Source organism: Streptomyces sp. NPDC043738, assembly GCF_056436545.1.
The window spans coordinates 184,730-206,948 of the sequence record NZ_JBWKCJ010000006.1 but is presented as its reverse complement, the minus strand read 5'-3'; the positions used below and the strand labels follow the sequence as shown (position 1 = coordinate 206,948).

Sequence of the window (22,219 nt, the reverse complement as noted above, 5' to 3'; positions counted from 1 at the left end):
CGCCATCACCCAAGCTGAAACAGGAAGTTGGACCAGCACCGTGAGCGACCCCGTCACCCCCGAAATCCGCACTTCCGCCAAGGCTGTCGTCCTCCGCGACGACCACGTCCTCCTCATGCGGGCCACATGGAGCGATCAGGAGTGTTACTTCCTCCCCGGAGGCGGCCAACACCCCGGTGAAAACCTCAGCGACGCCGTCCGCCGCGAAGTCGACGAGGAAACCGGCCTGACCGTCACCGTCGACCGGCTGCTGTGGCTGCGCGAATACATCGGCGTCAACCACGACCGTCCTGTGCAGGAGGCCAAGACCCACCGCATCGAAGCGATCTTCCTGTGCACCCCCACCAGCGACCCTCACCAACTCGGCGGCCATGCCCAAGACGACGTACAGACCGGCCTGGAATGGGTGCCGCTGCACAAAGTCCCGGACCTTAACCTGCTGCCGCGCACGATCCGGCAGCCCGTCGCGGACCTCTCAAACACCCCCACGGCTCCCGATGCCTACCTCGGCGATGTCGCCTGACGCCGCCGTCCACGGCATAGACGGCCGCGTACCACCCGGCGCCCGCGAACTCACCACCGGCCAGGCCAACCGCGTCTGGTCGGTGGACGCACCCACCCCGTACATCCTCAAGCACTACGACGACCCCGCCCGCGCCGCCAACGAAGCCGCCGCACTCCGCCTACTCGCCAAGCACGGAGTAGCCGGACCCCAGCTACTCGCTGCCGAGGCGGAGGCGGAGGCCACACCCTCGTGGACCGCGCAGTCCCTGGTCATCGCACGGCCAATACCTGCCGACCGCTTCCTGGACGAACTCGCCGAGCCGCTGGCCGCCGTGCACCGCATAGCCGGCACACACGTCGGTCGCCTGGCAGGCGCCCGACGACACCGCAGATGGTCCGACTACCTCCACGACCGTCTGCGACGGTACGCGGCGGTCGCACCAGATCTCAGCCCTGTAGCGCGGCAACTTCACCAGAAGATCGAGCTCGCCGACATGAACGTCCGGCCAGTGCTACTGCACCACGATCTGCAGCCGGGACACCTGCTTGACGAATCGGCAGGCCGCCGGCTCCTGATCGACTGGGAATTAGCCATCTACGGAGACAGGCACTCCGACCTAGGTCGTTTAGCCGTACGCCTCGGCCTCGACGACCCCACCCCCGTCCTCGCCATCGCCATCGCCATCGCCGAAGAGTCCGACCCCGCCGCCGAAGGACTGCTCCACCTCTACTGGCACATTCACCTACTCGCCGATGCCACGCTGAGCACCGACCCAGCTGTACGAGAGCGAGCCGCATCGAGACTGCCGAAGACCGCCTGAAAGCGGGGCCACCTAAAATGGCCACTTATCGACAAACCACTGCGGGTGCCGCCCGCCCGGGGCGGGCGCACACAGCATCCGATGGGCGTTATGCGTGCCCTGAACAAGCGCTCCGACGGGGAACCAGAAGCGCGCGGCGTTCTCTCGCCCTCCCAGGGCCGGAACACTATGGTGCCGGTCGAGCCGACCGCGCGGCGGCTGACGCGGAAGAGTGTCGTCGTGCAGGAGGCGCTCGGGCTGACGGCCGGGCACACGTGTCCGCCGACGACCGAGGAGTCACCGACAATGACTTGAGATGACGGACGACTGAGGCGACGGACGACGAAATGGCACGGGATTACGACAGCCAGCTACTGGAGTCGGTAGCAGTACGCCGACGCAGGATGCGGGATGCCCTGCTGTTCGGCGCCCAGCGAGGGCGGCGTACGGCGGATGAGCGACTCGGGAAGGTTTTCGCGGGGATCGCCATCACGGCCGTTCTGTGCGCTGGGTGCGTGGGGTGGTCCTTTCTGCAGCACACGCTGGCACAGCAGAAGGCCGAGCAGGAGAAACAGCAGCGTCAGGTGCAGAACTACGAGCAGCCGACGAGGTCGGCGAAATCGTAGAAGTCCAGGGATCAGATTCGGACAGAGTCGCAGCATTCTTGGGAAATGCGCGAAGGGTTCCCTGAAGCGGGGCCGGGGTGGAAGTCAGTGGAAGTCAGCAGCACAGGCATGTCCGGTTTGGCCCGAGAGTTCGTCAACGCCGCGATGATAGGTTCCCGTAAGTGGTGAGCAGAGCAATGACTTCCCGGGGGCAGCTGAGCCGAGTGACGTTGGTCGGTGAGCGACGCCGGGCTGATGTCGTTCTGCTCTCCGATACGCCGGTAGGGCAACTGATCCCGGAAGTCCTGCAGCTGCTGGATGACCGGCCGGCATCGCAGCCGATGACGCGGCAGTTGGTTACGTCCGACGGCTCCGTCCTGCCGCATGAGAGCACGCTTGCGTCGGCCGGGATAGCCGATGGTGCCGTGCTCCGGCTCGTCACGATGCACTCCGCGCCGCCCGCCCCCGTAGTCCACGACGTCACTGACCAGGTGGCTGACGACCTCGATCTGCGGGCTTGGCGCTGGCGCCCCGCCGCGCGGCGGGCGAGCGCGGGCGTGGCGACTGTCACCTTCGCGGTGATCGCTGCGCTGCTCGCCCGACGTGAGTTCGCACTCGATGCCCTGACCGGTGCTTTCTCGGCTGTCACGGTCGTGCTGCTGGCGGCTGGTGCGCTCGTCGCCAAGGTGGGACGGGGAAATCGGGGTTTGGCGACCGCGCTTCTGGTCGCCTCCGGTGGGCTTGGCGTTCTCACTGCGTGGACGGCCGCCGATGCGTACGTCTGGCCGGGGACCGCGCGGTTCGCTGCCGTCGCGGGCGCGTTGGTCGTGACGTTTGTGTTCCTTGGTTACTTCTCGCCGCTCGGCAAGGGCGGGCTCGTTGGCGCCGTGACCACCGCCTCGATCAGCATCGTGTGGGAGGCAGTCGCTGCCCTCCAGGGTGACCCGGCACGGCTCGGCGCCGTGATGGCTGTCTTCTCTCTCGTGCTGCTCGGTGTGCTGCCGCGGCTGGCTCTGATGGCATCGGGGCTCACCGCGCTCGACGACCGCCGCTCGGGCGGCGTCTCTGTCAGCCGTCACCAGGTGGGTACCGCGCTTGCAGCGACGCATCGCGGTCTTGCCCTGTCGACGACGGTCACCGCGGTTTCGGCAGTCTCCGCCGGCTGGCTGCTCACCCTGGCCGAGGTGCCGACCGTATGGACAGTGATGCTGGCATCGCTCGTCGTGGTGGTCCTCGTGTCGAGGGCGCGGGCTTTCCCGCTGGCCGCCGAGGTCGTCATGCTCTTCCTTGCCGCGTCGTGCCTCCTCGTGCGTCTCGTGATGTTGTGGATGGAGCACGCGGGTGGCGGTGGGCCGCTTGCCGTTCTGTGTGTGGCTGCGGTGCTGCCGTTGGTCGCCTTGGCGGTGCGAGTGCCTGAGCACTTGCAGGTGCGCTTGCGGCGCATGGCCGATCTGGTCGAGTCCGTCGGCATGGTGGGGCTCTTTCCGCTCGCCTTCGGTGTGTTCGGTGTGTATGGGCAGCTGCTCAACCAGTTCTGAGTCGAGGTGCAGGCGGTCCGGGCGGGGCAGCAGACAGGTTTGGGGGTGAGGGGCAGGCATGCCGAATGGAGACAGCTGGCAGGGTGATGTGCTGCGCGACCTGAGAAGCGGCGCACAGCAGGGTGCACAGGGCCCCTTCGAGCAGCAGGCATATCGTGCCTCCGCATCGGGTCCGGGCCTGCCTGCACAGAATGCCCAGGCGCCGGACACCGCCCATGGGGGTGGTGCGTCCCGGCAGGCCAGCTACCCGTACCCAGGGCAGGAGCAGCAGGCGAGCCATCAGGGCGGCTGGCCGCAGCAAGTCAGCGCTCACGCGCAGCAGCAACAGGGTCCCGCCCCCACGAACGCCCCGAGGCCCCAACCACCTCACAGCGCCCCCCGCTCTCGGCCCGTGGTGGACGAGGGCCTGGCTGGCGCGGTGCGGCTCAAGCCGCAGCACGGCGAGTCCTTCGCCGCGCGTGCCGCACGCGCCCTGCGACGCACGCTTTCCTCGTCAGCGGCGCGCGAGGTCGCCGAGGTCACCCGCACCGCCGCGGTGCTCCAGCAGTCCGTGACGACCGGGCGGCAGATCGCCGTCACCTCCATCCGAGGCGGATCCGGCAAGTCCACCGTCGCTACGCTGCTCGGCACCACGTACGCGCACTACCGGCAGGACCCGGTCCTCTTCCTGGAGGCCGATCCGGCACTCGGCTCGCTGCCGCTGCGGCTCGGCGCCCACGCGGGGCGCTGGACCACCAGCGATATCACGGACCTCGTCAAGCCAGACATGTCGCTGCTCGACGTCACCGGCTACCTCGTCCAGCTCCCCAACAACGCCTGGCTGCTGCCCGCGAGCCAGGGACAGATCGGCGTAAAGCTGGACAGCAAGGCGTACGAGCGAGCCGTGGTCGCGCTGCGCCGCTACTTCGGTCTGATGGTGATCGACTGCGAGACGCTGCCCGCCGAGGTCGCCCGGGTCGCGCTCGCCGCCGCCCACGGCCGCGTTCTGACCACACCTGCCACGCCGGAGGGCGTCAACAGTACGTATTCGGTGCTGCAGTGGATGCAGGGGCTGCCCCGGCATGTGCTCGCCGGCACGGTGGTCGTGCTCACCGAATTGGTGCCCCACTCGGGACTCGACCTGAACGAGGCCGCCCAGAAACTCCAGTCCACCGGAGTGAGCGTCCAGGTCCTGCCGTACGACAGGCACTTGGCGGCCGGCGGGCCGGTCCGTACCGAGTTCCTCGCCGCCCCGACCAGGGAGGCCGCCGCGCGGATCGCCGCGGACGCCTTCCAACTCTCCCAGACACGCTACTGACCGGATGCCGAGCCCGACCGTGAACAACGGACGACGAACCGTGAATGACGGACGCCGATGAGTACCCGACTGATCCACCGCCCGGCCAGGACCACCAGGCCCCCGGCCGCCTCCGAGGCGCGCATCATCGAGGCGCCGCCCAACCTCCCCGAGGGCAAGGCTGGCAACATCGCGATGTCGCTGCTACCGGTTGCCGGGGTCATGTCGTCGGTTGTGATGATGACGGTCGTGCGCAACAGCCAGTTCGCCGGGCTCGGTGCGATCATCCTCGTCGTCACCATCATCGGCTCCGTCGCCCTGGTCTTCTCGCAGCGCGGCAAGGCCCAACGCACCCGCCGCACCCAGCGCGAGGCGTATCTCGCCTACCTGGAGGACCTGCGCGAGGAGCTGGCTGCCGAGGAGCGTGAGCGGCGTGAGCGCGCGGAGGTTCTCAACCCACAGCCCGCCGCCCTGTACGACATCGTGCGCGACCCGGCGCGCCTGTGGGAGCGCCGCCGTATCGATGGTGACTTCCTGCGCGTGCGCGTGGGCACCGGTGAGATGCCGGTGCGCGATTTGCAGATCGCGCAGCAGGGCTCGTCGGTCCTCACCCCGCCGGACCGTTTCATGCTCAATGAGGCATCAGCGCTCAGAGCCCGCTTCCGCACCGGCATCGAACTTCCCCTGACCGTGCCGCTCGACCGCGTCGGCAATGTCAGTGTCATCGGCCCCCGGGAGGACTGCCTGCGCGTCGCCCGTGCCCTGCTCGTCCAAGCCGCAGCCCTGCACGCGCCTGACGATGCGGCGATGGCGCTGGCGGTGCCCAGGGACCGGCTCGTCGACTGGGAGTGGGCGAAGTGGCTGCCGCATTTGCTCGATGGCGAGCAGTTCGACGGTCCCGTCGCCGCGCGCCGTATCGCCCCCTCCATCCCGCAGCTCGCGCGACAGGTCGGCCCCGAACTGCGCCGCCGCGCTTCCTATGCCGCCGAGGTGCGCCGCGGCCTGTCCGGCAACGACGCCCTGTCCATGACGTCGCGGCTACTCGTGATCGCCGACGGACACGGCGACGACGCCGTCGACCTGCCGCGTCCGGATGAGGCGGTCGGCCTCCGGGAGATGGGCGTCACCGTCCTGCACCTGCTGGAGCAGCGGGTGCAGGAGCCGGGACATGTCGCCGTCCGGATCACAGTCGACGGCGACCAGATAGTCATCGAGGACCTGCGCGCGCAGGAGCCGGTCGGCGCCCACGGCACCGTGGACGAGGTCGGTATCGCATTCGCCGAGGGTCTGGCCCGGATGCTGGCGCCGCTGCGCCTGTCCGCCGAGTCGCTCACCGACGCCCCGCTGACCGGGCCCGTCGACTTCGCCGAGCTGCTTGGCGTCGACGACGTGGCGCACGCGGACCTTTCGCACCTGTGGGCGCCGCGCGGCGAGCGTGCCTTCCTGCGCGTGCCCATCGGCATCAACGACTCCCACGAGCCGGTGCTGTTGGACCTGAAGGAGTCCTCGGAGCTGGGGATGGGACCGCACGGGTTGTGCGTCGGTGCCACCGGCTCGGGCAAGTCGGAGCTGCTGCGCACCCTCGTCCTGGCCCTGGTGGCCACCCACCCGCCGGAGGACCTGGCCCTGGTCCTGGTCGACTACAAGGGCGGTGCGACCTTCGCGCCGTTCGCCGACCTGCCGCACGTCGCCGGTGTCATCACCAACCTGGAGAACCAGGCGGGCCTGGTGGAGCGTGTCCATGCCTCGCTCGCCGGCGAGGTCAAGCGCCGCCAGCAGGTCCTCAAGGACGCCGGCAACGTCGCCGACATCGGTGACTACGCCGCACTGCGCGCCAGCCGACGCCCCGACCTGGAGCCGCTGCCGCATCTGTTCGTCGTCATCGACGAATTCGGCGAACTCCTCACCGCCAAACCGGACTTCATCGACCTGTTCCTGTCCATCGGCCGCATCGGCCGCTCCATCGGCGTGCACCTGCTGCTGTCCAGCCAGCGCATCGAGGGCGGCAATCTCAAGGGCCTGGACACCTACCTGTCCTACCGGCTGGGCCTGCGGACCTTCTCTGCCGACGAGTCCCGTACGGTCCTGGATACCACTGACGCCTTCCACCTCCCGCCCCTGCCCGGGTTCGGTTACCTCAAGGTCGACACCAGCCACTACGCCCGTTTCAAGGCAAGCTACGTCTCCGGCGCCTACCGCGGCCCCGTGCAGCGTCCGGACGACGAGGACACCGGGCCCCTCGCCCTCCCCTACGACGCCTTCAACACCCTCTCCCCCGCGGAGGATGCGGACGCGCAGGAGCCGACGGTGCGGCGCCGCGAGATGGGCCCGACCGAGCTGGGCGTCATGGTCAATCAGCTCACCAACGCCGCCGCCCCGGTGCGCCGCATCTGGCTGCCCCCGCTGCCCGACGCGATCGCCCTGGACACCGTCGCCGGCCCCCTGGACGTCAGCACACGCGGCATGCAGCTGGCCAAGCGCCGCGGCCCGCTGGAGATACCGCTGGGCCTGCTCGATGACCCGACCCGGCAGTGGCAGGGCCAGTGGTACCTGAACCTCACGGTGGCGGGCGGGCACGCCGCCGTCATCGGCGGCCCGCAGTCCGGCAAGACCACGCTCCTGCGCACCCTCGTCCTCTCCCTAGCCCTGACCCACACCCCCCAGGAGGTCGGCATCTACGGCCTCGACCTAGTCGGCGGCGGCCTCCAAGCGCTATCGGGTCTGCCGCACGTCGGCGGCATCGCGGGCCGCGCCGACCGCGAACGCGCAGCCCGCACCGTCGACGAGATACGCGCCATGCTCGCGGCCCGGGAGGACCTCTTCCGCGAGCACGGCATCGACTCCCTCGCACAGCTACGCGACCTGCATGCCGCAGGCCACCTACCGCAGCTGGCATCTGCCGAGATCGTCCTGGTCATCGACGGCTTCGGCGCGCTGCGCGACGACTTCGAGGAGCTGGACGATGCTGTCGCCGACATCCTCAAACGCGGCGGTGGCTACGGCATCCATGTGGTTGCGGGCATGCTGCGCTGGAATGACGTACGCATCGCCGTCCAGTCCAACTTCGGCACCCGCATCGAGCTGCGGCTCAACGACCCCGGCGAATCCAGCATCGACCACAACCTCGCCAAGACCCTCTCCCCCGACGAGCCCGGCCGCGTCCTGACCGACCGCAAACTCTTCGCGCAGGTCGCGCTCCCCCGCACAGACGGCCTGGCCGACACCGCAGACCTGGGCACGGTCCTGGAACGCACGGCCCGGACCATCCGCGCCACCTGGAGCGGCGACGTCGCCCAGCCGGTACGGGTCCTGCCGCACCTCCTGGAGCCCCAGCTCCTTCCCGGCCCGGTCGCCGAACCCCAGCGCGTGCCAATCGGCCTGGACCAGACAGCCCTCGAACCCGTACTGCTCGACCTGTTCCAGCACGACCAGCACCTGCTGATCCTGGGCGACAGCGAATGCGGCAAAACCAACCTCCTCAAAACCATCGCCGGCGGCCTCATCGACCGCTACGGCGAGGACGAGCTGGTCTTCGCCGTCATGGACCCACGGCGCAGCCTCCGCGGCGCCATCCCCGAAGAGTTCAACGGCGGCTACGCCTACAACGCCAAGCTCTGCGCGGGCCTCGCCACCGGCATCGCCACCGTGCTGGAGCAGCGGCTGCCCGACGACGGCGCGCGCCTGGAGGACCTGGAGCCCGGCAGCTGGGGCGGCGGCCCACGGATCGTGGTCCTCGTCGACGACTACGACGTCCTCACCACCGCCGGCCAAGAACCCCTCGCCCCCTTCCTGCCCTACATCCCCTCCGCGGTCGACATCGGCCTGCACTTCGTCCTCACGCGACGCGTCGCAGGCGCCTCACGCGGCATCTACGAACCCCTGGTCCAGGGCCTGCGCGAGTCCGGATCCTCGGCATTGCTCATGGCGGGGGATCGCGGCGAGGGCCAGCTGTTCCCCGGCGTCTACGCCTCCCAGCAGCCGCCGGGCCGCGGCGTCCTCATCCGCAGGGGACAGTCCAACCGCCTGATCCAGACCGTGTACACCGCCCAGTGACGTACTAGGGAGAGTCCTTCCCGCGCACGCACACGAGAGCCACGGCATCCATGCCGCACCAGACGAAGAATTAGGACCGGACGAGAACATGACCAAGGACGTCATCGCCCTCACCCAGCGCATGCCCAACCCAGCCACCATGCTCGCGGGCCTGCTCTCCGGAGGCCCCGACAATCTCGTCGACACGACCGGCGAAGGCGCCGTCATACGCCTGTGTGACGAGGAAGGCCGCCCCCTCGTCTCAGTCGAAGCCCCGCTACTCGTCCAGGTCGCCGGCGAAGCCGAACGGCTCCTCGGCGCCACCCCACCACCCGTCCCATATTGGTGGACGGAAGCCCGCGCCACCACCGGCGTCGAACACGCCGAACGCCTCGCGGGCACCTTCGCCGCCCGTCTGGCCACCTTGGCCGACGGCTCCGCCTGGCCCCCTGAAGCCGCCCGCAACCTGGCCGTGGTCAAGACCGAAGGCGTAAACGTCGCACCCACCCCCACCGACCCCGCCGCCGGGCAGGCCACCGTCGACGTCCTGACCGACAACGTCGCCGTCGTCATCCAGGACCGCCCCGTGGTCGCCATGACGGCCTGGCTCTCGCACGCCTACCAGACAGCCGCCAACGCCGAGCTGGGTCTGCAGGTCGTCACCCCGCCCGGAACCACACTCTCCCCGGCCGTACGCGACAGCCTCAGCCACTGGCCCTCCCGCTGGGTCCTTCGGGACGAACGCGACGGCTACTACGACGGGCTGAGCGGAGCCGTACTGTCCTGGCAGGACGGCATGTTCGCCCCCGTACCGTCGCCCGACGCCACCGCCGACGCCCCCGGCACCGCACTGGCCGCCTCCTACCAGGAAGTCACGGCCACAGGTGAGCGTCAGCTGGCCATCACCTTCCGCACCACCCACCCCGCAGACGAACGCCTGGTGCTCGGCGGCGCGCTCGAAGCGATATGGCGCGAACTCACCGGCGAGCCCCCAGCCGGATGGGGAACCGCGGAACCCGCCACCCTGCCCTGGTCACCACGTCAGCTGACCGATATCGCCTACGAGCGGGCACCGGCGCCGACCTGGTTCGTGGTGGTCGGCAGCCCGGAGCGGCCCGGCCTCGCCACCCTCCGCGTCAAGCGCACGAAGGCAGGCGTGGAGGAGTACGTCACGCTGGCGTTCGGCTACGGGCCCGACGAGGAACCGCCGCTGGAGGCCCTGCCCAGGGCTGCGGAAGTGCTCGCGACCCGCCACCGCCTCACCTCGATGCTCGTACAGATCCGCAAAGCCCGCCGCGACCTGGCCGTGCCACCCCGCTTCGAAGGCCCCGGCGTCCCCTTCGCCTTCGTCCTCGGCGCAGAGGAAGTCCACCAGATGCCCGACGACCACGCCCGCAACACCCCGCTGTCCCAGCCGCCCGTCCCCCTCGGCCCCAAGACCCGCCCCGCGCTGTACTACCCACTGCCCGGCGACCCCTCGGACCTGTCGGGCTGGCAGGACTTCGAACGCCTGATGCGGCATCTGAAAGGCGCGTGAGAGCGCCTGGTCGCTCGGACCGGCACCGTGAATGGATGCATCTCCACGCCCGGCGCTCGCCGCAAGTGGCGGGTGTGGCTCCTGTCACCTTTGAGCCATTGTCACACCCTCGTCATAGCATCGGGATTGTGAATTGCACCGGTCATGTCCCGGTTGATAGGCATGACCGTACATACGATCGTCAAGTGCGGCAGGGGGAGCCCGATGAAGTTCGACATGGGAGCGCAGACGCTCTCGACCCTGAGGTCGAAGTCGCAGGGATCGAGCACGGAGCTGGGGACGTTGATCCACCAGCTCGTACAGGCAGCGCAGCCGCTGGAGGGCAAGTTCAACGGCGCCGGCAAGGCGGCGTTCGACTCGTTCAAGTCGAACGCGGACGAGATCACGGCGTCGCTGAACAGCGCACTGTCCGCGATTGTGGGCGGTCAGTCGGGGATGGAGTCGGCGTTCGGCTCGGGCGTACAGGAGCAGGCCGACAACGCCCGCTCGCAGATGGCAGCGGCGAACTTCGACGCGGCTCGCTTCTCAGGCCGCTGACAGCCCGATAGCTGCGGAAGTACACAGATCTTTCTTGGGGGCGTGATTGTGATGGCTGCTGGCATGGACCGTCGTTCGTACGACTCGGGCGCATCGGCGGAGGCGCAGGGCAACATCCAGGCGGTGATCGGCCGTCTGGAGCAGGTGATCGCGGCGCGTGATGCGCAGGTCAAGGCGGCGATGGCGGACTTCGCGGCGGACGGTGTCGCCGAGGAGTACCACGGCAAGGAACTGCGCTGGAACCGCGCTTCGCAGGAGGTGCGGAGCATCATCCAGCTGCTGAAGACGACCTTGGAGAAGAACGACGGGACCGCGCACCAGACGCTGGCGCGCGCGAAGGCGGCGGTCGACAACATCGGCTGAGCCGGTCCGAGCGTACCCCGCAGGAGAAGCACTCTCTTCGGGGTGTGCCGACGGCTGTCGGCACGTAGGGGGACGCCGCCACGCGGGTCGTGGCGGCGGTGCAAGAGAGGAATGCAGGGGGCGTCATGGCGTCATGGGACATTCAGCCGCAGGGCGTTCAGGGCCAGTTGAAGGTCGTCGGCACGCACGCCGAAGACCTCGGCAAGGCCCTCAACACACTGCTCGCCGACATCCAGGAGGCAGCCCAGGCGGCCGGTACGGCCGTGCCGGGCTCGCAAGCCACAAGGTCGCCGAGCGGGCTGATGACGGCGTCGGGGTACAAGCCGGTGGGACCGGTAGCCCCGGACCTGTTGCCGAAGAAGGCAACGGGCCCGGTCGCCGCCGCGCTGGTCGCGTATGTCAACGGCCGTATGAAGGGCATGAAGGCGATGGCCGACCGCTGCCAGGCCGCCGTCCTGGGCGCCGCCAAAGCCACCAATGAATACGTCCAGGGAGACCTGGAAGCGGCCAAGAACGCCCAAAGCGCCGCCCACAAGGTGCGGCTGGAGGCTCTCAAGGACTTCGGGGGGAAGAAGCAGTGAGCGGCGGACCGGTCGACCCGGCCGAGGTACCGGTCTTCACCGGTGACCTGGACGTTCTCGAATCCAAGGTGAAGGCGCTCTCCCACGGCGGCTCCACGATCGAAACCGCCGGCTCGGACGTCCACAAGTCCTTCGGCGGACTTGCCGCCTTCTACAAGGCGCCCGAGGCGGAGCAGCTGTTCGGCGTCACCAAACCGGTGGCGGACACCGCGCATGACCTCAGCGAGGACATGCGCGTCATCACCAAAGCGCTGGGCACCTACGCCCGCGAGATCACCCCGCTGATCGAGCAGCTCAAGCAGCTCAAGAAAGAAGCCGCCGACTTCCAGGCCAACGAGGCCGCCGAAGACGACTGGAGCGAAGACGGCGACCTGACCGACGAGAACCTGGCCCGCCGCAACAAGATCGCCGAAGTCTGGACCCGCTTCCAGGAAGCCGAACGCAACTGCCACGCCAAGATCATCGGCCTCGTCCACGGCCAGGCACTCCACGTCATCGACGCCACCCACAAGACGGGGTACGGCTACAACGCCGAAGACCTCAAGCAGTCCAAGAGCCTGCCCTGGGGCGAAGCGGTCGAGGAATCCATTCCCGGGTGGCAGGTGTGGGAGCACGCCTGGGAATTCGGCAAAGGCTTCGTCGTCGACGGCGCCGGGGCCGGCGTCGAGGCGCTGAAAACCCTGTTCGGCGGGAACGGAGGGGACGCCGCCGGCGAGGCATGGCTCGGCCTGGCCAAGCTCTCCACCGGCATCACAATCACCACCGCCATGCCCTTCCTAGCCCCCGCCTACTTCACGACACCCGGGCACATGCTCCCCTCCTGGCTGCGGGAATCGCGTACCGCGATGGTCGAGACCGGCAAGGCGTTCGTCGCTTGGGACCAGTGGGAAGAGAACAACTCTCGGGCCGCAGGCGCTGTCACCTTCAACGTCCTAAGCGCCGTCATCACCCGGGGCGGCGGCAGCGCCGTGGCGGGCGCGGGCAAGGCCGCCACGGCGGCCAAGGTCATCTCTGTCGGTAGCAAGGTGGCCCAGGCCATCGACCCGATGACCTACGTCGCCAAGGGCGCAGGCGCCGGCCTGACCAAGCTCCGCGGCGTAGTGGCCGGCCTCAAGGACGCCGGCCACCTTGAGGTCCCCAAGATCTCCGACGGCGCCTACAGCCTGCCCGAAGGCGCCCAAAAACTGCCGGACGGCACAATCCAGCTCCCCAAGGACGCCGCCATCCCAGACGGGGCGACCAGGCTCCCGGGCGACAGAATCAAGCTGCCCGAAGACACGGCCACCCTCCCGCCAGGCGCGATGCAAGATCCAGCCACCGGCGGGTACATGACCCCCAGAGGCGACGTCTACAGCAAGGACGGCAGCCTCCTCCACCGCGCCGAAGACGCCAACAAGGAAAACCCCACCCAACCCGCCACCGGCGCGGACAACCCACGCGTCGAGACCCCGGCCCGCCAGGAACAGCGAGTCCCGGCAGGCGTCGGCGGACGCGGCGACGACATCACACGCGTCGGCTCGGAGATACCCGACCCGGCCCGCGCCAGCGACAACGCGGGCCACAGCCCAGGCAACCACGCCGACGACCTTGGGCGGGGCCCCTCGGCCAGCTATGAACCGTCGAGCGGCCGCCATGGTGATGGTCGGAACGGCGCCGGCAACGACGTCACCCCTGCAAGCGGGGGTCTCGGTGACGCCACACCGAGCGGCGTCGGATCCCACACGGACACCACACCTTCAGGCAGTGGCCACGGCCCGAGCGTTCCGCACCAGGGCAGCCATGACGTGCAGCATCCTGGCCAGGACCTTCCGCACGGTGAACATGTTGATAGCGGTCCAACTGGCGCGCCTGGTCATGAGCACACGGATACACGTCCGCCGCACGAGGAGGCGCCTGACCAGCTCACGGGCCCGCACGGTGCCGATGAATCGGAGAATTGGGGCACCTACAACGATGAACCGGTCAACTATGCGCTCAAGCCTGACGAAGATGCGGTTGCGGCATACGAGCGCATCCGTGCGACGACGGACGATGTACCCAGAATCGCAGAGAATTATGGAATTGACCCGGCAGTGGTGGAGCGAGCCAAGAGCAACCTTTTCCTAGAAAAGCATGACATCTACAACGGCCCCGGCCCCGAGGGTTTCAAGTCGGGTGTCTACTTTACCGCATACGATGAAATTGCCGATCTGTGGACTCGGGCAGAAAAGGGAACCTTGAAGGATATGGAGGGATCCTTCCGCGGGCTACTGATTCACGAGTACGTGGAAAGTCGGCTTCTGGAGGCAGGGGCGCCCTTCACGTCCGGTCACCCGTCGGCCTGGGCGGACAATCGCGATTGGTCCAATGGGCATATAGGCGCACACGATGTGGCGCCGATTTCCTTCCGAGGCGCCCCGCCCACCGCGAAGGGTACCCTGGTCCTCTGGCCCAAGATGGGGCTGGAGATTCCTAACTTCACTCTCGCCGACGATCTATCCAACCTGGACATCCTGGTAGAAGCGGCGAAGAAGGGTTTTAAGTTGCCATGAGCAATGGACGTGCGAATGCCTTGGTGGAACGAATCATCGCCATCAACTGGCGAGCTGAAGACAGCTTCGAGCACGGGACATCGCGCGCTTGGTTGATGCGCGAGTATCTTCGCCGAGCGGCACTCTGGGTCCAGGAGCTCCAAAAAGAAGAGCATCGCCCGTTCTTTGACGTAGCCCAGTCGGACCGCTGGCCTTTCTTCGACATTGCACAACGGGTCGACCCGTTGGTGCGCGCCGACGAAGAGGTTGCAAGCCGCCTTAACGAATTTCTGTCCGAACATGCGAGTAGCTTGCTTACAGGCAGGGTCTGTCGCGCTGCCTTGAATTGGGCGTCACTTCCAGAAGAATCGCTCGCGAAGTTCCCCAACCTGCCGGACCCGTTCGAGCCGTTGATCTTGCTTTTCGAACGAGGTGGAGGGTTCTGGGTCGAGAATGGGTTCATCGATTTTGTGGCCAGTCGCGTTCGCTTGACGACGTGGGAGGAACATATCGCCACCGAACCGCTGACTTCGCTTGACGTGGGTACACTCGACGCCTTGGACGAGGATTAGACGCTCACCAGTGAGCATGAACTCGGTCGGACGCGGAAGCTGTGCTGATTCGCTGCGCCCTGGGCGGCCCCTTAGGACGTCGGCGTTGAAAGCGCGCGGCGCCATATGGACACCTCCGATCCCTTGCTTGTGCCCCGCGAGCGAGGGCGGCGTGCTCACCGTCGAGATACGCGAACTCAGGGTACCCCTCGGCACATAGCGGTCATATGCAAATGAGGAACCACGGGCAAGCCTCGCCCCAGCCGTCTTGGACCAGGCGCCCTGAGCGCCTGCCCGGGTTCGGCATAAGCAAGGGGACTCTTCCGTGACCGTCACTTTTGCCCGGCATGGTGCGCCAGGACCCAATGCCGCGGAGTGGGCAGAGGAGCTGGGCCAAGACCTGACCGAGGACATCGACGATCTCAAGCAGTTCTCGGAGATGATCAACTCCATGTTCGATACCGCTGTTCTGTTAGCCCGAGCGGTCAGCATTCCGATCGAAATCGACTCTCCCTACCTCCCTCAGGCACTGCTCGAATTTGCCTGGGAAGGTGAATTCGACGCGTAGCACATCGCGAAGGTCCGCACCGTCCAGCATGGTGCGGGCCGACCACGTCTGCTGGCAGCGGACACAGCACAGCGAGGGACCTGCCCCACGGAGAGTAGAAGGCCAAGTGCGCCGCCCGGTTCGTCAGCCTTCCTCTACGAACGGCTCATCCACCGCGCAGAGATGGACGTATTGATCGTCGCCTGACCGCCGACGCACCAGACAAGCACCATGGGTTCGGCACCGAGGGCCTCGACCGCCGGCGTTCCACGAGGGCGACACGCCAGTCACCCAAGGCCAGTCCGCGATGCGGGCAGGAATCGCCGCGCGCTGATCATGAGCGTCGTCGCCCGGGATCGGCGAGGGTCGCCCAACTCGCGTACACCTAGCGGGCGCAGACCGGATCGCAGAAGCGCCCTGGTCCATTGCGGGGTGTCGAGTTCCCAGCGGATGACGGGACGTCGGGCGCCGTCCGGGAGGAGCAGCAGGTCCCTACGGGGACCTGCCCCGGCAACAGGTTTGACGCCGGAGCGGTGAGGGTGTGGGACAGAGAAGACCAGCAGGCCATGCGGACGTAGACGACGGGCAATGGCCGGAAACAGTCGGTCCGGGGCTACCAGACCGACGGCACCGAAGACAGAGTAGACAACATCGAACAACTCGGAACCGTGGGTGAGATAGCGCAGGGCGTCGGCGGTGAGGAACGTAACGTCGCCGAGATGCCCGTACCGTTCACGGGCCCGGCGGACGTGAAGCTCGACCACGTCGATCCCCACAACCCGTGCTCTGTGGCGTCCTGCGAGGTGCGCCGCGTTGTGCCCCTGGCCACAGCCCAGTTCAAGCATCCGGCGCCCGATCAGCTCCCCTCCGAGGGCGGCTGCTCCGGGGCCGCTGCCGGGCAACGTGCCCCATTCCATTCGCTGGGGTACGGGCCCAGGGCCGGGGGACGGCGCCGGGGCTTGCGCTGCGTACGCGTGCCACGGTGAAGTCAGATCAATCACATCGGCTCCAGTAAGAGGACAGGCGTGCCCCTGCGCGGGCATGCGGCGCGCCCGCCGAGGGCACAGGGTCGTGGAGGCATAGGTAGGGAACAAGGTGGCGTCAGAGCATTGACGCCTCGTTGGACGCCTCCTGCCGGGCCGGACGGCCGCACCCGGCAGGAGGCACATGCTCATCGCCTGATGGCAGCGCGGTAGGAGTGGACCCGGTCCAGCCACTCAGCTTTGAAGGCTCCAAGGTCCTCACGGAAGGCAGACATGGAGGTCCCATAAGGAGCGACGACACCGCCGGACTGGTCGGGCACTGCCTGGCAGCCGTGCACCAGGCGCCCGCCAAGGGCGGCGTGAGCCTTGATCGACTCAATACGCCGATGCTCGTTGAACCAGCTGCCGTGGTAGACCTCGTCGAGCATGGCACCCGTGTCGTCGTCGAGGTCGAAGACGATGGAGGTGGCCGCCGGGAAGAACCAGCACGGTCCAACGTTGGAGATGTGCCCGTCCAACTCGACCTTGTTCAAGGCCATCAGCGTGGCTGCCTCCCGGAGCATCCGCAGGTGTGCTCGGTTGAACCGTGCGATGCCGAGGCCGTTGAGATGCTCCTCGCGGAACAGGTAGGCGTAGACCTCGTGAGCGGTACTAAGCACCAGCGAGGGGCTGTCGGTTGGCCGGGCGTAGGACCTGACAAAGTCCAGGGCGATCTGTTCGACGGCGCTGGTGGTGGACTCTTGGATTGGCAGAAGCCGGGACCGGACCAGCTCCCAGTCCGCCACGAGCCAGCTTGAGGACTCGAAACGGAAGAAGTAGCGCTCCGCGTCCACAGTGATGCGGTGCCCGTGAACGGTGACCCCGGGCAGCCGATTCCACCTGGGATCGAAGGAGACGGGCAGCTCCACTGAGAAGGAACCGCCGCCGGCCAGGGCGGTGGGCTGCGGCGGGCACGACTCGTACGACTCGGGCATCCCGTATGGCTCAGCGGTGGCTTGCGAATTGGTTGTTACCTGCGTCATGACCTCTCCCTGGGGTTGTTCCGGGCATGGGAATGCCCGAGAAGGGGCGTGTCGGATTGCCGTCGGTGGGGCGGGCAGTGCCGGTGGCCCGGTTGCCCCGACGGGACGGCTGCGTCCGCGTTTCCCCGGTGTCCGAACTGCGCGTCCGAGCTGTCGCTCCTCCGCTCTGGGACACCGATCGAACGCATAACGACTTTAGGAAAAGCGGTCGCGTTTCGCTGCACTCTGGATACCCCTCGGCCCGATAAAGTTTCTCAGCGGGCTCTCATGGGCCATGAGAGCAATTTCCCTCTACTGGGTGGATTCGGTGTTCCCGGGGGTCACTTCTACGTATTCCAGCCGCTCCGCCCTAGACCTGTTCGAGCACTTCTCGCAATGAGACCCCGGAAACTCCCGGAAGGACGCCCATGACCAGATCACCCGAACGGCCCCGCCGAAGCGAGAAACCTCGGTGAGCGTCGGTGGGGCGGGGATTCCCCGTCTCCAGGAGCTGACCTACATCGAGACCGCAGCACTGGCCGTGGCCCGGGGCGACTCGTTCGAGCAAATCAGGGTGGCCATGGTGGACCAAGCCGAGAAGGCCGCACGCAAGGCGGACCGCGACGGGTCGTTCGACACCGGCAAGTGGGCTGCGCTGCGCTCGGATCATCGCCGATACGTGCGCAACACGGTCGACGTCCTCAAGGAGTTGATGCGGCTGGGGTGGGTTGAGCGCCACATCCTGCCCTCCTCGCCTCGGTCTGCGTACGCGCACGCGCACGTGGTATTCGAGACCACCTCTTCGGGCCGCGCCTGGACCGAACTCGTAGCGAGCGATATCAGAGCGGGCTTCAACGCCCTGGCCGGCGCACTCCTGGACGCCCACCCTCAGTTCGAAGGTTTTCTACGGCTCGTTGGAGCACGGCCGAACAGCGAGAACGACCAACTGACCATCCCGCTGTTGCGTTGGGAGGGGGCGGCCTACGGAAGCGCCGAGGACTTCCTGCGCGGCTTTGTCACACACCTGGTGGACGCCGTCCGACAGGGCGACCTCGGCTGGTTCGCCGAGTCGACCGCCGTCGAAGCAGCTGTACATGGATATGTGACCGCGGCCGTGCGTCGGGCGGAGCTACGCATCGCACGGTGGGAGAAGGAGCAGCGCCAGGCCCGGGACGCGAAGCGGACACATGGAGCGGCCGACTGCAACGAGTGCGGGGAAGCGGCCAAGCCGCCGCCCCCTCTGACACACAAGCGGATCGCCGCCCTATGTGAGGAGGCCGCTGTACGCCTCGCCTTCACAGCAGCCGGCTGCGCCATGGACTACATCAGCCACGAACTGCTCCGCCGCTGGAGCCGGTTCATGGGCCTGGCTAACTTTAGCTACTACGCGCCGGGGCCCTCCGCCCTTCGACTGTGGGCCACCGGGACTGTCGTCGGGAGTGGCGACCACGCCACCTTCGAACGCTCCGTCGGGCCTACCGTGCGACAGTCGGCGCTGACCGCCCTGCCCCGCATCTGCCACGAAGAGACGGAGCGCTCGGGAGGGAGCACAGGATACTGCGCGGTATGGAAGATCCGGGCAGCGGTGTGCTGGGAGCAGCGCATCAGCGACCGGGAGTTCGACGCGGCACTCATCGCCGCCTACCGCGGTGACATTCGCGGGCTTCCCTTCCGGGTACACCTGGACGAGGCGTCATCTACCCGAACCCCCGGATCCACCCAACCACTCGTTCTGGAGACCTCCTCGGGGGTTCCACGAGTTTTCCACGTCATGCGCCTCTACGACGTACGCCGAGAGGAGGTCACCACCCTATGACCACATCGCACACGGTCCCCGGCATTGTCTGGATTAAACGTGAATGGCAGATGAGAGAAAACCCGTTCCCTTCGACAGGCATGGCCAGGATCGGAGGTCAGGACGCACGCGAAAATGGTCTGCTCTACGAGCCAGGGGTCCACGCCGAGCAACTCCGGGAAGCCATTGATAAATTCATTCTCGGCATGTCGTACTCCGGCCTGAAATTCGGCTATCTGTGGTCGGTCGGAATCGTGCCAGGAGACTCGGACGCACGGGGCTTCGGCAAGTCTGTGCTGATGCAGCACTTGGCCGGGCGCATCAACGAGGACTTCGGCACGTGGGCCTACCTCTCCGCCGGCTTGGACGAGGAGGACGCGGCGGAGGTCCCAATCTGTTGCCTGCTCACTAGTTTCGACACGGCCCAGGTGAGATCCCTTGGGGCTGCGCTTTTCGCCGCTGTGGAGTACGCCATCACGTACTCCACAGCGGCGGGCGAGCAAACCCTTGCAGAGCGCCTTCGCGATCGACTGATCCAGCGGGTGGGCAGCGACGACCTGCGCGACCTGGTAAAAGCGGTCACCGACGAGCATCGATCTATTAGGGGCCGGACTCTCGGCCCGCCGGACGACAAGCTCATCGTCGCGCTGTGCGAGGAGAACCGGGGTCCAGCAGCGGAACATCTGAGACTGGTAACGCCGATGTCGCGCAGCCGCAACGGTGCGTCCTACATGGCAACGTTTCTCCTATTTACGGCGGCGGCTGGTGTCAAGCACGTACTGGTCTTCTGCGACCAGTTGGAGGATCTCGCGAGTACCACGACAGCCAAGGCAAAGCGCAATTTGGAAGTGGAGAGGTTCCGCGACGTGCTTGTGGAGACGCTCCCAATGGCCGACATGGTCACCATGGTGGTGACCATGCATCCGCGCGCCTCCTTGACGATCGGCACGGCCTGGGCGCTGGCTGACCTGCCAGCGTTCGAGTTGACGGAGGCGAACCGCCAAAGCACGGTCAAGCTTCCCGCCCTCCGGGACGCCTCCCAGGCCACGCAGCTGCTTAGGCCCTACCTGACGGCGGCCACCAAGAACGGGGCGATCCGGGATAGCAGCGACGAACTCTTCCCCTTCACGCCCGATGCGATCGCCTACCTCTTCGACCGTTCTACGCGTAAGCCGCGCGACGTCCTCCGAAAGGCGCACATCGTCCTGTCGTCCGCCGCGGCGGAAAACCTCCCGCGCATCGACATCGCAGACGTCCAGCGCTTCTTGGAGGAATCGGCCCCGCCCAGGCCACGCGAGACAGGGCTCACTGGCACCCCGGGCACCATCGACTGGAGCGAGGGGTGACCCTGTACACCCTGGAAAGCCTGGTACAGGAGCGGACCGGCGCATGGCGCCGTCCGACCGGAGGCGCCGGACACTGGGGCAACGCATGCCGACACTGCCGCGCCACCCTCAGCCCATGGGAGGTGGACCGGTGCGGCTGCCTCGGGCCTGCCGGATCCCGCAACGCGGACCTGCTATACGCCGCGGCCTGCACAGCTAAGGTCCCGCAGACCGCAGCGCAGCTGGTTCAGCAGACGCGCACGGTGTACGACAGGGACATCTCCAGCCGAACCACCTCGACGCTCCTGTACCGGGATCCGCGGTTCTGCTGGGCGGGCGCCGGCCATTACGCGCTCTACCGGCACGGACCGCTGCCGGGACCCCGAACGCTGGAACAGGCCGCCAGGCTGACGCTCTATGCCGCTTCCGGTCCGCTGCCGGTCAACACCATCGCCGCGTGGCTGCGCGGGCTGGGCTACCAGTTCCTGGACCGCTCGCTCCGCGCCAGCATCCACCGGTCCCCGTGGACGGAACGGCTAACTGACGGGTGCACGGGCCTCCGGCCGAACGCCAGTGGACCGCGCCTGCTCCACGACCTGGCGGTAGGTCCAGACGCCGGTCCGCCCGGCTGGCCGATGCTCCGGCAAGACATCGTCGATCGCCTTGCCGCGTCGACAGCCGGGCTGAGTGGCGGCGGGTCGGGCGGCGATACACAGGAGACGTGGAAGCTGATCGGCCACGGCCCCGACTGGAGCGGCAGTTAACGTCGCCGTTACTCCGCTACGCCGAGGGACGAAGCCCCCAGACGAACGGGCTGCGGCAGCTTCTCACCCTTCCGCAACCGCACGGTGCGCAATTCCTTGCCGAGGACCCAGGCGTTCCACGCCTTTACGTAGAGACCTGCCTGGGTGCGGGTCGACCTCTGCCGTCGGCCTGCGGAGTTACCACGGATCGCGTTGATGGTCGTGCGCAGTGCCAGTCGTGGATCCCTCAGCCCCAGGTTGGCCCCGGAAGCGAGCCCGTAGACCCACTCCTCGACACGGGCCGGCGGGGCGCTGCCGTCCACCGTGACGTAGTACCCGACGGCGGCGGCAGTGGGAATGACGAAGATCTGCTTCCCGAGGTTCCGTCCGACGGAGGCGGCCTGCCGGTAGCCGTCCGGGTCCTTTGCGAGGGCTTCGAGGAGTTGGTCGTTCGTCATCCGAGACTTGTGCCCGCTCCATAGGGAGTCCGGCGAGTTCAGGTAGAGGTGGACGTGGCGCACGGTGGAGGCGAGAAGCGCCGGGTCCTTCTCACCCTGCAGCGACAGGGCGTCCGCTCCGCTGCGCCGACGTCCCGTGTCGAGCACGGGAAATGTCTGGCGGGCCATGTTCTCGAAGACCATCATGCGGACGGGGATGCCCGCCTTCGCCACGGCGTGCAGGCGATGCTGCCCGTCGATGACGGCGCCGGAAGCCAACGGACCGTCCAGGGCGATCCCCTGGTGGGTCAGCTGCCAGTGGCCACGCACGACGCTATCCGCCAACGTAGCGATGTATCCGCGGTCCAGACGGCGGTTGGGGCTCTCCCTGGACAGCAGTTCGGCGGCTAACTCGGGGGTGATCTCCACGATGCGCATGAACGGCTGGCTCGGTGGAATCTCGAATTCATCCGACACGTGACGATCATGGCATTCTCACCCGCAGGCGCCTCGACCGTGATCAACCTTGCCTAAAAGTGCCTGCATAAGTGCAA

Annotated in this window: 19 protein-coding genes; 16 read left to right on the top strand and 3 right to left on the bottom strand. The window is 67.4% G+C overall.

Annotated features, from left to right (window positions below; all coding sequences use genetic code 11):
- Positions 1-40: 40 nt before the first annotated feature.
- From AC0680_RS11430 to AC0680_RS11370, 13 genes are all read left to right on the top strand, one after another.
- Positions 41-523: an NUDIX domain-containing protein gene (locus AC0680_RS11430; RefSeq protein ID WP_478626992.1), complete on the top strand. Its 483-nt coding sequence runs from the start codon at positions 41-43 to the stop codon at positions 521-523.
- On the top strand, positions 513-1,325 hold the full coding sequence (locus tag AC0680_RS11425) for a phosphotransferase (RefSeq protein WP_478626990.1): 813 nt from the start codon (positions 513-515) through the stop codon (positions 1,323-1,325). Before AC0680_RS11430 ends, AC0680_RS11425 begins: the two co-directional genes overlap by 11 nt.
- Before the next feature lie 326 nt (positions 1,326-1,651).
- Positions 1,652-1,930, top strand: coding sequence for a hypothetical protein (locus tag AC0680_RS11420; RefSeq protein WP_478626988.1), 279 nt, complete (start codon positions 1,652-1,654; stop codon positions 1,928-1,930).
- A 176-nt stretch (positions 1,931-2,106) separates the two neighbouring features.
- Positions 2,107-3,447: a type VII secretion integral membrane protein EccD gene (gene eccD, locus AC0680_RS11415; protein WP_478627127.1), complete on the top strand. Its 1,341-nt coding sequence runs from the start codon at positions 2,107-2,109 to the stop codon at positions 3,445-3,447.
- 391 nt (positions 3,448-3,838) lie between these two features.
- The gene (locus AC0680_RS11410; protein ID WP_478626986.1) at positions 3,839-4,744 is read left to right on the top strand and encodes a MinD/ParA family ATP-binding protein; all 906 of its coding nucleotides are present in this window, start codon (positions 3,839-3,841) and stop codon (positions 4,742-4,744) included.
- A gap of 57 nt (positions 4,745-4,801) precedes the next feature.
- Positions 4,802-8,776 carry a type VII secretion protein EccCa gene (gene eccCa, locus AC0680_RS11405; RefSeq protein WP_478626984.1) on the top strand — a complete coding sequence of 1,325 codons (3,975 nt, stop codon included), beginning with the start codon at positions 4,802-4,804 and terminating at the stop codon, positions 8,774-8,776.
- 88 nt (positions 8,777-8,864) lie between these two features.
- On the top strand, positions 8,865-10,292 hold the full coding sequence (locus AC0680_RS11400; RefSeq protein WP_478626983.1) for a DUF6177 family protein: 1,428 nt from the start codon (positions 8,865-8,867) through the stop codon (positions 10,290-10,292).
- A 204-nt stretch (positions 10,293-10,496) separates the two neighbouring features.
- Complete coding sequence (locus AC0680_RS11395; protein ID WP_478627125.1) at positions 10,497-10,829, top strand: hypothetical protein; 333 nt, start codon at positions 10,497-10,499, stop codon at positions 10,827-10,829.
- A 51-nt stretch (positions 10,830-10,880) separates the two neighbouring features.
- Positions 10,881-11,192, top strand: coding sequence for a pore-forming ESAT-6 family protein (locus AC0680_RS11390; protein ID WP_478626981.1), 312 nt, complete (start codon positions 10,881-10,883; stop codon positions 11,190-11,192).
- Between the two features lie 125 nt (positions 11,193-11,317).
- On the top strand, positions 11,318-11,773 hold the full coding sequence (locus AC0680_RS11385; protein ID WP_478626979.1) for a DUF6507 family protein: 456 nt from the start codon (positions 11,318-11,320) through the stop codon (positions 11,771-11,773).
- Positions 11,770-14,304 (top strand): ICP22 family protein, encoded by a 2,535-nt coding sequence (locus AC0680_RS11380; RefSeq protein ID WP_478626976.1) that lies wholly within the window; start codon positions 11,770-11,772, stop codon positions 14,302-14,304. Before AC0680_RS11385 ends, AC0680_RS11380 begins: the two co-directional genes overlap by 4 nt.
- A complete protein-coding gene (locus tag AC0680_RS11375; RefSeq protein WP_478626974.1) occupies positions 14,301-14,855 on the top strand; it encodes a hypothetical protein in 555 nt (184 codons plus the stop codon). The genes AC0680_RS11380 and AC0680_RS11375 overlap by 4 nt, the downstream gene beginning before the upstream one ends.
- A gap of 304 nt (positions 14,856-15,159) precedes the next feature.
- A complete protein-coding gene (locus AC0680_RS11370; RefSeq protein WP_478626972.1) occupies positions 15,160-15,402 on the top strand; it encodes a hypothetical protein in 243 nt (80 codons plus the stop codon).
- Between the two features lie 266 nt (positions 15,403-15,668).
- Here the strand turns inward: AC0680_RS11370 and AC0680_RS11365 are convergent, their stop codons facing one another.
- Positions 15,669-16,382: a class I SAM-dependent methyltransferase gene (locus AC0680_RS11365; protein ID WP_478626970.1), complete on the bottom strand. Its 714-nt coding sequence runs from the start codon at positions 16,380-16,382 to the stop codon at positions 15,669-15,671.
- Between the two features lie 170 nt (positions 16,383-16,552).
- A complete protein-coding gene (locus tag AC0680_RS11360) occupies positions 16,553-17,338 on the bottom strand; it encodes a hypothetical protein (RefSeq protein WP_478627124.1) in 786 nt (261 codons plus the stop codon).
- A gap of 499 nt (positions 17,339-17,837) precedes the next feature.
- Here AC0680_RS11360 and AC0680_RS11355 point away from each other — a divergent pair, with 499 nt between their 5' ends.
- From AC0680_RS11355 to AC0680_RS11345, 3 genes are read left to right on the top strand one after another with little or no spacing between them, the layout of a single operon-like run.
- Positions 17,838-19,181 carry a hypothetical protein gene (locus AC0680_RS11355; RefSeq protein WP_478626968.1) on the top strand — a complete coding sequence of 448 codons (1,344 nt, stop codon included), beginning with the start codon at positions 17,838-17,840 and terminating at the stop codon, positions 19,179-19,181.
- Complete coding sequence (locus AC0680_RS11350) at positions 19,178-20,506, top strand: hypothetical protein (protein ID WP_478626966.1); 1,329 nt, start codon at positions 19,178-19,180, stop codon at positions 20,504-20,506. The genes AC0680_RS11355 and AC0680_RS11350 overlap by 4 nt, the downstream gene beginning before the upstream one ends.
- Positions 20,503-21,249, top strand: coding sequence for a hypothetical protein (locus tag AC0680_RS11345; RefSeq protein WP_478626964.1), 747 nt, complete (start codon positions 20,503-20,505; stop codon positions 21,247-21,249). Before AC0680_RS11350 ends, AC0680_RS11345 begins: the two co-directional genes overlap by 4 nt.
- A gap of 8 nt (positions 21,250-21,257) precedes the next feature.
- Here the strand turns inward: AC0680_RS11345 and AC0680_RS11340 are convergent, their stop codons facing one another.
- The gene (locus AC0680_RS11340) at positions 21,258-22,142 is read right to left on the bottom strand and encodes a hypothetical protein (RefSeq protein ID WP_478626961.1); all 885 of its coding nucleotides are present in this window, start codon (positions 22,140-22,142) and stop codon (positions 21,258-21,260) included.
- Positions 22,143-22,219: the final 77 nt, after the last annotated feature.